At 46.7% G+C, this 7,431-nt stretch carries 3 protein-coding genes, 15 tRNA genes and 1 rRNA gene; 1 reads left to right on the top strand and 18 read right to left on the bottom strand.

Annotated features, from left to right (window positions below):
* Positions 1-344: 344 nt before the first annotated feature.
* Positions 345-2,106: ribosomal RNA gene (locus ACYQ3Q_RS25220) — 16S ribosomal RNA — on the bottom strand.
* 498 nt (positions 2,107-2,604) lie between these two features.
* Between ACYQ3Q_RS25220 and ACYQ3Q_RS25215 the strand changes: the two genes are divergently transcribed.
* The gene (locus ACYQ3Q_RS25215; protein ID WP_459931177.1) at positions 2,605-3,000 is read left to right on the top strand and encodes a CoA-binding protein; all 396 of its coding nucleotides are present in this window, start codon (positions 2,605-2,607) and stop codon (positions 2,998-3,000) included.
* Between the two features lie 57 nt (positions 3,001-3,057).
* Here the strand turns inward: ACYQ3Q_RS25215 and ACYQ3Q_RS25210 are convergent.
* The 17 genes from ACYQ3Q_RS25210 to ACYQ3Q_RS25130 form a co-directional block, all read right to left on the bottom strand.
* Positions 3,058-3,131: transfer RNA gene (locus tag ACYQ3Q_RS25210), tRNA-Gly, on the bottom strand.
* A gap of 6 nt (positions 3,132-3,137) precedes the next feature.
* Positions 3,138-3,214, bottom strand: a tRNA-Met gene (locus tag ACYQ3Q_RS25205).
* A 1-nt stretch (position 3,215) separates the two neighbouring features.
* Positions 3,216-3,290 (bottom strand) — tRNA-Asn (locus tag ACYQ3Q_RS25200).
* 8 nt (positions 3,291-3,298) lie between these two features.
* A tRNA-Ser gene (locus ACYQ3Q_RS25195) sits at positions 3,299-3,389 on the bottom strand.
* A 16-nt stretch (positions 3,390-3,405) separates the two neighbouring features.
* Positions 3,406-3,490, bottom strand: a tRNA-Leu gene (locus ACYQ3Q_RS25190).
* A gap of 10 nt (positions 3,491-3,500) precedes the next feature.
* Positions 3,501-3,576, bottom strand: a tRNA-Thr gene (locus tag ACYQ3Q_RS25185).
* A 13-nt stretch (positions 3,577-3,589) separates the two neighbouring features.
* Positions 3,590-3,666, bottom strand: a tRNA-Arg gene (locus ACYQ3Q_RS25180).
* A gap of 6 nt (positions 3,667-3,672) precedes the next feature.
* Positions 3,673-3,747, bottom strand: a tRNA-Gly gene (locus tag ACYQ3Q_RS25175).
* A gap of 8 nt (positions 3,748-3,755) precedes the next feature.
* A tRNA-Lys gene (locus ACYQ3Q_RS25170) sits at positions 3,756-3,832 on the bottom strand.
* A gap of 7 nt (positions 3,833-3,839) precedes the next feature.
* Positions 3,840-3,914, bottom strand: a tRNA-Gln gene (locus ACYQ3Q_RS25165).
* 45 nt (positions 3,915-3,959) lie between these two features.
* Positions 3,960-4,034 (bottom strand) — tRNA-Met (locus ACYQ3Q_RS25160).
* 141 nt (positions 4,035-4,175) lie between these two features.
* Positions 4,176-4,259 (bottom strand) — tRNA-Tyr (locus ACYQ3Q_RS25155).
* 25 nt (positions 4,260-4,284) lie between these two features.
* Positions 4,285-4,360 (bottom strand) — tRNA-Asp (locus tag ACYQ3Q_RS25150).
* 6 nt (positions 4,361-4,366) lie between these two features.
* Positions 4,367-4,442, bottom strand: a tRNA-Val gene (locus tag ACYQ3Q_RS25145).
* A gap of 12 nt (positions 4,443-4,454) precedes the next feature.
* Positions 4,455-4,530 (bottom strand) — tRNA-Glu (locus tag ACYQ3Q_RS25140).
* Positions 4,531-4,792: 262 nt separating this feature from the next.
* The gene (locus ACYQ3Q_RS25135) at positions 4,793-5,353 is read right to left on the bottom strand and encodes a 4Fe-4S dicluster domain-containing protein (RefSeq protein WP_459931176.1); all 561 of its coding nucleotides are present in this window, start codon (positions 5,351-5,353) and stop codon (positions 4,793-4,795) included.
* A complete protein-coding gene (locus tag ACYQ3Q_RS25130) occupies positions 5,350-7,431 on the bottom strand; it encodes a molybdopterin-containing oxidoreductase family protein (protein ID WP_459931175.1) in 2,082 nt (693 codons plus the stop codon). The genes ACYQ3Q_RS25135 and ACYQ3Q_RS25130 overlap by 4 nt, the downstream gene beginning before the upstream one ends.

The following is a 7,431-nucleotide window of genomic DNA, read 5'->3' as shown; positions in this document are numbered from 1 at the left end:
AAAGTGAATTCTTTCGACTTTACTAGATTATTTCTCTATGCAGTTTTCAAAGAACATGTCTGGCCTTAGTTCTAAGAACGTCTAACCAATCAAAAATATAGGATTGCTAGTCAAGCATTTCTGCCTTCCCTCAATCCTTTGTGAGTGAGGTTCCATTCTTAATCAAATTGCTTCGATTGTTCCTGGTCTCTCAAAACTAAACAACAGCTCTATCCAATGAGTTGCCGATCCCTCGGCTTGAGTCTTTAAGACTCTAATGATCTCTCGCCAGACTTTAAGTCCTTTAAAAGAATCGACCCTTAGGATGTTCGTTTAAAACCGAAGCTCTAAACAGTTCTCCTTAGAAAGGAGGTGATCCAGCCGCACCTTCCGATACGGCTACCTTGTTACGACTTCACCCCAATTATCGGCCCCACCTTCGACGGCTAGCTCCAATCCAGAGGTCAGAACTCAGATGCCTTTTCAGAGATCGGTTATCAGAGGCCAGATGTCAGATGCATGTAGTCTATTTAGACTAACTCTACTCTGACCTCTGGCTTCTGACCACTGACTTCCGTCTTGGCTTCTGCCCTCTGTCCTCTGGACCGGTTACCTCACCGGCTTCGGGTGTTGCAGACTTTCGTGGTGTGACGGGCGGTGTGTACAAGGCCCGGGAACGTATTCACCGCAGTATGCTGACCTGCGATTACTAGCGATTCCGACTTCATGCAGGCGAGTTGCAGCCTGCAATCCGAACTGAGACCGGCTTTCTCGGATTTGCTCCACCTCACGGCTTTGCTTCCGTCTGTACCGGCCATTGTAGCACGTGTGTAGCCCAGGACATAAGGGGCATGATGATTTGACGTCATCCCCACCTTCCTCCGGTTTATCACCGGCAGTCTGTCTAGAGTGCTCGACCTTACTCGTTAGCAACTAAACACAGGGGTTGCGCTCGTTGCGGGACTTAACCCAACATCTCACGACACGAGCTGACGACAACCATGCACCACCTGTCTCTACGCTCCCCGAAGGGCACTCCCTAGTTTCCTAGAGATTCGTAGGATGTCAAGCCCTGGTAAGGTTCTTCGCGTTGCGTCGAATTAAACCACATGCTCCACCGCTTGTGCGGGCCCCCGTCAATTCCTTTGAGTTTCAACCTTGCGGCCGTACTCCCCAGGCGGAGTGCTTATTGTGTTAACTGCGGCACAGAAGGGGTCGATACCCTCTACACCTAGCACTCATCGTTTACGGCGTGGACTACCAGGGTATCTAATCCTGTTTGCTCCCCACGCTTTCGCGCCTCAGCGTCAGTTACAGTCCAGAAAGTCGCCTTCGCCACTGGTGTTCCTCCACATATCTACGCATTTCACCGCTACACGTGGAATTCCACTTTCCTCTCCTGTCCTCAAGATCCCCAGTTTCCGATGCACTCTCAGGGTTGAGCCCTGATCTTTCACACCAGACTTAACGATCCGCCTACGCGCCCTTTACGCCCAATAATTCCGGACAACGCTTGCCCCCTACGTATTACCGCGGCTGCTGGCACGTAGTTAGCCGGGGCTTCCTCCTTGGGTACCGTCATACTGACTCAATATTTTCAAATCAGTCATTCTTCCCCAAAGACAGTACTTTACAATCCGAAGACCTTCATCATACACGCGGCGTTGCTCCGTCAGACTTTCGTCCATTGCGGAAGATTCCCCACTGCTGCCTCCCGTAGGAGTCTGGGCCGTGTCTCAGTCCCAGTGTGGCCGTTCACCCTCTCAGGCCGGCTACTGATCGTCGCCTTGGTAGGCCTTTACCCCACCAACTAGCTAATCAGACGCGGGTCCATCCATAATCGGTAGCATTTTCAGAGGCCACCTTTCCTTAAACGCTGATGCCAGCATCTAAGATTATCCGGTATTAGCCCTCGTTTCCAAGGGTTGTCCCGGCTTTATGGGTAGGTTACCCACGCGTTACTCACCCGTCCGCCACTCCGGTTGTCAGATGTCAGAAACCGGATGCCAGATTAGGGTTTTTCCCTTCTGGCTTCTGGCCTCTGTCATCTGACTTCCGGCGTTCGACTTGCATGTGTTAGGCACGCCGCCAGCGTTCGTCCTGAGCCAGGATCAAACTCTCCAAAAAAAGTTATTCAAACTTCTTAACTTGAAGAAGATGATTCGCTCATGATTTATTTTGAAACTCTTGCGAGTTTCTCTCATTGGCTGTCCTTGTTGTTTAGTTTTCAAAGACCAAAGATCATGTTTGTGGCTGTTTAGGCCGGAATTACATATTAGCATTTTCAACTCTCGTTGTCAACAACTAATCTAAAATATTTTTAACCAAGTAACTCAAAGTCTTAACTTCTTGCACTTTTCGATCAATATGCGTCATAATGGCGCTCGGTTATAATAGCATTTTTGGAGTTTGATGTCAACAATAACTTTTATATTGACTATATATGAGATTTCCTTAGGAGAATATTATATGTAATAACCCAAAAATAGGTTATCAAGACTCTTGATTTGCAATTTTATACAAATTAATCTAAACTAAAAGGACATTAATGCTTCTTCGGCCTAGAAATATCCCATTTTTATGGAACTTAAATTTTTAAAGGATTTAAGGAAGGGGGATTTATATATGCTTGGTGATATTAACGAATTTTTAAAACAGAATTCTTGGGCTGTGATCGGTGTATCCAGTAACAAGGCTAAATATGGCTACAAGGTTTATAACCAACTTAAAAAAACGGGTTACTCAGTTTATGCAATCAATCCTGGTCTTGATAATATCGATGGAGATCCTTGTTATCCTTCTTTAGCTTCATTACCGAAACGGCCTGATGCTGTCAGTCTTGTGGTTCCACCTAAAATTACGCAACAAGCCGTCCAAGATTGTATCGACCTTGGAATCAAGCGAGTATGGATGCAGCCCGGTAGTGAAAGTCAAGAGGCTATCCAAAACGGAGAAGAACATGGGATAGCCGTAATTCACGACCAGTGTGTGTTGATCCAAACACGCAACAAATTAATATGAATTCCAGGTTATTTGAACATACAAAAACCGCGCCTAAGGCGCGGTTTATTAACTTAATGGAGCGGGTGACGAGAATCGGACTCGCGTAACTAGCTTGGAAGGCTAGCGCTCTACCATTGAGCTACACCCGCATATATTGGTAGCAGGGGGGGGATTTGAACCCTCGAATGAGCGGGTATGAACCACTTGCCTTAGACCACTTGGCTACCCTGCCATGGCTCCCCGAGTAGGACTCGAACCTACAACCTACCGGTTAACAGCCGGTTGCTCCACCATTGAGCTATCGAGGAATAATATTTGGCGGAGAAGGAGGGATTTGAACCCTCGCGGCAGTTACCCACCCTAACGGTTTAGCAAACCGTCCTCTTCAGCCACTTGAGTACTTCTCCACAAATCTGTCTTAATTGGTGCGGAAGACGGGACTTGAACCCGTACGGTGTTACCCACACGCCCCTCAAACGTGCGCGTCTGCCAATTACGCCACTCCCGCATTTTCTGGATGGAGCCATTGACCGGGATTGAACCGGTGACCTTATCCTTACCAAGGATACGCTCTACCAACTGAGCTACAACGGCACGTTATTTTTTTTGGTGCGCTCGGAGAGATTCGAACTCCCGGCCTTCTGATTCGTAGTCAGACGCTCTATCCAGCTGGGCTACGAGCGCGTGTTTTGGAGCGGGTGACGAGATTCGGACTCGCGACTTTCACCTTGGCAAGGTGACACTCTACCACTGAGTTACACCCGCAAATTGTTTGGTGGGTCATCCGCGACTCGAACGCGGGACACCCTGATTAAAAGTCAGGTGCTCTAGCCGACTGAGCTAATGACCCATAGTTTTGGCTGGGGTGGGAGGATTCGAACCTACGAATGCCAGAGTCAAAGTCTGGTGCCTTACCGCTTGGCGACACCCCAATCATATATATTAAGCCTGAGCATTCGCTCTAGGGCCCAATACCTTGGTTGCGGGGGCCGGATTTGAACCGACGACCTTCGGGTTATGAGCCCGACGAGCTACCGCTGCTCCACCCCGCGACGAGCTGAGATATTTGAGGCACGATATTCACTATTTGAACTTTCGTATTCCTCACATGCTTAGCTTATATTCATCCTAGATTTACATTCTTATGCGATTTTTATATCGTATTTCGAACTTCAATCTTCGAATCTCGAAATTGGTGGGCAGGGATGGATTCGAACCATCGTACCTCGCGGAACAGATTTACAGTCTGTCGCCTTTAACCACTCGGCCACCTACCCATTTTCTTGACTACCTTAATTCATATGGCGACCCCGATCGGACTTGAACCGACGATCTCCTGCGTGACAGGCAGGCATGTTAACCACTACACCACGGGGCCAGATAATGGTGGGCGATGACAGGGTCGAACTGCCGACATCCTGCTTGTAAGGCAGGCGCTCTACCAGCTGAGCTAATCACCCTTGTAAGTTGATTGGTGACCCGTACGGGATTCGAACCCGTGTAACCGCCGTGAAAGGGCGGTGTCTTAGACCGCTTGACCAACGGGCCACGTTTTGAGAACTTTTTTAGTATAGCTGAAGGCTGTTAAAATGTCAACCTTTTTAGCGGTTTATTCGAAAAAACTTTAGACAAAATGTGTATATACATGTTTTAGTCCAACTGCCATATGAATTTACGTTAAACTAACTTTTTATTAATAGGCACGTATTACACTTATAATCCATGAGTAATTCTAACATAACCCCTCAGATACAGCATTTGAAAGGGTTATGCAAATAGAGCAGAATCTCCTAGACCTTAAGTTTATTCCCTAGTTTTCCGCGTCAACCGTCAGATACATTACTACACTCTGCTCCTTATCCACTCCTTCGAGATGGACGCTCATTCCCTTGGCTCTCAAATCTTCCATACGTTCGCTTGCCTCACGAAGAAGTTCTTCGCGCTCACCATAAACTCGGGAATTTACTGGACAGACAGATACACACGCCGGATCTTTGCCTCTTTCTAAGCGATGCCTACAAAGGGTACATTTCCCCACTTTACCGTTTGTCATGATCTTCATTCCACTATGCGGACAAGCGGTTACACAAACATGACACCCAAGACATTTTGCGTCGTTTTGGGTTACAAGGCCGTCTTTCCCACGTTGAATAGCCCCCACTGGGCATACAACCTGGCATACAGGGTCTTCGCAATGTCTACATGACTGAGTATTATAATATCGAACTAGATGCCCCTTTAGCTGTTCCCTTCGCCATACTCTTAACCACCAATCCCCCGTTTGGAGGTTGTTTTCTTGTTTACAGGCAACGATACAACTCTTACATTCAATGCATCGCGACTCATCGACTAACATAGAGTGCTGACTCATGATCCTTGACCTCCTTCAGCTTTAGCCTTACACATGATGTTTTTGCTAACTAGGTTACCTCCAACAGGATCAGCAGCTACCGGAAAAAGAGTATTGGCTGGTGCTTGCCCATAAGGGGATTGAAATCCGAAATAGGGTTGGGTAGAGAGGAAACCCCGCGGCACTGACTGAGTAATCTTTGCCGCCAAAACGATCGATCCTGTAACCGTCTCCACTCTAACTTGGTTTCCTTTCTCAACTCCTATCTCTAATGCGGTCAGAGGATGCATTTCAACATAAGGTTGTTCCATTTCATTAGCCCAATCACTATATTGGCATTCTGAATGGTAGTGGCTTGCCACCTTATTTGTGCTCAAGAGATAAGGGAATTCCTCACGACTGGAACCAATATTACCTGGGGCATCAAAGGTATCCACATACTCAAGGGGCGCGTCACTAACTTCTGTCAGCTCCACTTTACCAGAGGATGTTTTGAACACACCATTGGCAAATAGGCGCACGGTCTCCTTACCAATTTCCGCACACGGAAAATGTACTCCACCAGGTGTTTCCAGCATTCGTTCCCTACTAATACCTGTAACATTCTTATTATATTTTCTTTCCAACTCCCACGCTGCTTCAGGGGAATCCGGGAAATAGGATGACGGTAAACCCATACGCTCTGCTAATAGACGGTAGAAATCCCCACCAGATTTTTCTTCACCACGTATCTCAACAACTTTATTTTTCCACTGCAAAACTCTATGCACACTTGCCTGCATTCCGGCTTCTTCTAACCAGTGGGTCGCAGGAAGGACAATGTCTGCTAGTACAGCGGAGTCGTCCATCACCAAGGTATGACTAACCACAAAATCTAGTCCTTCAATCGCCTTACTCATCCGTGCGCTATCGGGCCAAGTTACGCAGGGATTCCCTGAGATCAAGAGCATTTTAACGTCTCCCTCTTCCATGTCTTTGTAGAGGGCACTTGATGATCTTTTACGATCAGGCTTCATAACATCATTAGCCTGAATCAAATTGATAATGCCACCAGTGTTATTGATATGCGAAATAATACCCGCCCCTGGTTTGCCGATATTGCCCAGTATAGCCATCAGGCCTTCAAACGCCCAAACTGAAGCTCCTGCATTATTAACACAAACGACACCCCGACCTTCAAACAGCATGCCTGGTTTTAATGTAGCTAAATCTTGAGCTAATTTCTCAATAACATTTTGGGGAACTCCTGTAATCTCAGCTGCGCGCTCCGTTGTAAAAGCACTCACATCCTGTGCCAGTTTTTCAAAGCCGTTGGTATGTTCAGACACAAACGTTGGATCATAGAGGTTATTCTTGATGACATAATTCAGTAACGCCATACCTAAAGCAGTGTCCGTTCCCGGTCTGATCTGGATAAATAGGTCGGCCGCCTGAGCTGTTTCTGTAAAGCGTGTGTCAATCACCACTATCCGCGTCCCTGTCCGCTTAGCTTCCGTAATCCAATGGAATTGTCCCGCCTTCGTTTGGGCAGCATTGTTACCAACTATTAATAGAATCTTAGAATTGACTACATCGGAGAGAGGACTTGTTCCCGAACCGTCTCCGAAGAGCTTCTTACGCACATTCGCTTCCGAATCGGTACAGATCGGTCCAGTTCCGTAATTCACGAGACCGGTTAACGATGAAAATATGCCATGTGCTAACTTACTGTAAGACCCACCAATTTTGGATGTAATGCCCACAATCGATCCTGTACCATTCTCCTGGATATACTGGTTATATTTTTGCGCGATCAGATCTAAAGCCTCATCCCAACTAATTCTTTCAAACGAGCCATTGACCTTTTTCATAGGATATCTAACCCTATAGGGGCCATTAAGGGTTTGTGCAATTGCCATAGGTTTAGAACATATTTTTCCTTTATTATAAGGGTTTTCAGGATCACCAAAAACCGCCTTGATTTTTCCATCTTGATCTAGGCTGATTTTTATCCCACACCCACCGTTACAAAGACAGCAAACAGACGTACGCAATTCCTCGTCATGTTCTAATGGTTCACTGCTTGAAGTTAGAGCTCTTGTTCTTACGTATGAACCCAT

This window comes from Desulfosporosinus burensis (assembly GCF_054657535.1).
This window is presented reverse-complemented; position numbering and strand designations above follow the sequence as displayed.

Bases quoted from the DNA above. Each gene is read 5' to 3' on its own strand.
- ACYQ3Q_RS25215 (WP_459931177.1), top strand. From the start codon at position 2,605: ATGCTTGGTGATATTAACGAATTTTTAAAACAGAATTCTTGGGCTGTG.
- ACYQ3Q_RS25130 (WP_459931175.1), bottom strand. From the start codon at position 7,431: ATGGGTTCATACGTAAGAACAAGAGCTCTAACTTCAAGCAGTGAACCA.
- ACYQ3Q_RS25135 (WP_459931176.1), bottom strand. From the start codon at position 5,353: ATGAGTCAGCACTCTATGTTAGTCGATGAGTCGCGATGCATTGAATGT.